Raw genomic sequence first — 2,268 nt, forward strand, 5'->3', positions numbered from 1 at the left:
TTCGGTAAAGGTCACCACCAGAATTTCGGTCACTGACAACGGCCGCTCGTGGGCGCTCGGCTGGCCGGCATCGACGCCCTCTTCGATGAGCGGGCCGTGGCCCAGCAGCAGGCGCAGGTAGAGACCGGCGATGGTGTAGGTCTTGCCGGTACCGGCGGAGGCTTCGATCAGTCGTTCACCATGGAGGGGAAAACGCAGGGTATTGAGCGGGTTAGCCATTATTTCAGCTCCTCCAGGGTCTTGAGCAGCGGGGTCAGGTGTTCACGGGCCAGCGCCTGCAACTGCCCAAGCACCTCGTCATCGAGTTCGGGGAAGCAGCGGGCGACGTAAACGTCTTGCCCCTCCCCATTGATCATCCAGCCGCCGTTGAAACGGGTGAGAGCCGCCTTGTCGGCCGCCTCCGGCTTGTCGGGATCCTTCTCGATCGCCTTGAGCCAATCCCATGCGGTGTTGGGGAAGAAGGGCAGCGGCCGCTTCATCCCCTGCGCCCAGCACGCCACCAGCGCCGCCAGCTTGGGTCGCGCCTCATCGGCAGCGAGCTTGGCTAACCGCAGACTCTGTTTGGCATCGAACAGCAGGGTGTCGCCGGGGGCGCAGCTCAATGAGAGGCAGAGGTGCTGGATCCAGCCCAGCAGCAGATCCTTGCCGTTGAAGCTGCCGGGTTTGACCACCAGCAAACGCCCCTTCTGGGTGTCGATCCACCCTTGCAGCTGGCCCTGTGTGAGGGAGATATCGATCTCCACCGCCTGTTTTTCTGCCTCATTGGCCGCAACCCAGGGCCGTAACCGATCGGCCAGCTTGCCCATCTCTGCATCCAGATCGTCCAGCAGCAGGCTGCCGAACCACCCTTGCGGCAGCAGGCCGGTAAGCTGCAACCGCTCGCGGCGCTCGGTACTATCACCCTTTGCCAGATGGGCATCGAGCAGCAGATCTTTCAGCTGATAATGTTGCAGGCCATCCAGCTCGAACGGCTCGCTATCCTCGATGTTGGCTTCGTTCAGTTCGAACCACACCTTGAGACGACGGTTGAGGAAATATTTGGTGGGCTGGCGATAGAAGCGCAGCAGCTCGGCCAGCTCCAACCCCTGCTCTCTCCCCCATTCGGGGGGCAAAGGCAGCTCGCCGCTCTGGAAGTTGGCCGCGCCGCGCTCTGGGTTAAGGGCGGGCAGCCAGTCGGCGGCATAGGTAAAGAGGCGCGAACCCGCCTCCGGATAGAAGTAGTTGCGGCTGTAGGGGGTGAGCGGGTGCGCCACCATCAGGTGGTTGAGCAGCCGCTTGCCGGAGGTTTCGTCATCAAGCTCCTCATCCCCCGCCAGCACGAAGCCCTGCCGCACATAGTCGATCAGCTCCGCCAGCAGCACCGACGGCACCTTGTCGCTGTTGTCCTGCGCGCTGAAGCCCTGATAGCTGATATAGAGCCCCTGCTGGGCACTCAGCAGCGCCTCAAGGAAGAGGTAGCGGTCATCATCACGACGGGAGCGATCCCCGCGCCGCGACGCCACCGCCATCAGATCGAACCCCATGGGAGCCAGGGTACGCGGGTAGACGCCATCGTTCATGCCAAGCAGACAGACCTGCTTGAAGGGGATGGAGCGCATCGGCATCAGGGTGCAGAAGTTGACCTGACCGGCGAGGAAGCGCTGGCTGGAGCGGGACTCCCCCAGCACGCTGCCAAGGTAATCCTGCAACAGGGAGGCCGAGATGGGCTGCTCGAAGCGGGCTTCACCAAGCCGGGTCTGCCACTCGGCCAGCTGGCTGCGAATCAGCTGGAGCTGACGCTCTTCATCCTCGTCTGCCAGATAGAAGCGCTCCAGCAGCGCCAGCAGGCAGGCGTTCCACTCGGCCAGCGGCTGCGCCTGTTGCAGGCGGGGCAAAAACTCGGCCAGCGAATCGACGAACCAGGCGAGCTTGCCGAGTGCCAGCCCCTGCTGCCCCTCGATATCGGCGTAGGGCAGAATGCCCGCCACCGGCTCGCCATCCCCCATGGCAAAGCCGAGCAGCATGCGGCGCAGGCCGAACAGCCAGCTGTTGCCGGACATGGGCGGCAGATCGAACCGGACGGGGTAGCCGTCGTCCAGCCCCCAGCGGATGCCGGTCTCCTGCACCCAGACCCGCAGCTGGTTGAACTCGTCGTCATCCAGCTCGAAGCGGCGCAGCACGGCGGGCACCTCGAGAATGGCGAGCAGCTCGCCCGCCCCGAAGCGGGCGTTGGGCAGCCTGAGCAGGGCGAGGAAGCTTTGCAGCAGCGGGCTCTCCTGACTCGCCGCC

General features: G+C 64.4%; 2 protein-coding genes. Both read right to left on the reverse strand.

All coding sequences use genetic code 11. The features are described 5' to 3' along the window. The coding region (locus tag CUC53_RS18275) for a UvrD-helicase domain-containing protein (RefSeq protein WP_157798334.1) at positions 1–219 on the reverse strand (219 nt) is incomplete at its 3' end. Then, a partial coding sequence (gene recC / locus CUC53_RS18280) for an exodeoxyribonuclease V subunit gamma (RefSeq protein ID WP_100295407.1) occupies positions 219–2,268 on the reverse strand: 2,050 nt, incomplete at its 5' end. The genes CUC53_RS18275 and recC, both read right to left, overlap by 1 nt.

Origin of the sequence: Aeromonas cavernicola (genome assembly GCF_002795305.1) — a bacterium.
Classification (GTDB): Bacteria; Pseudomonadota; Gammaproteobacteria; order Enterobacterales; family Aeromonadaceae; genus Aeromonas; species Aeromonas cavernicola.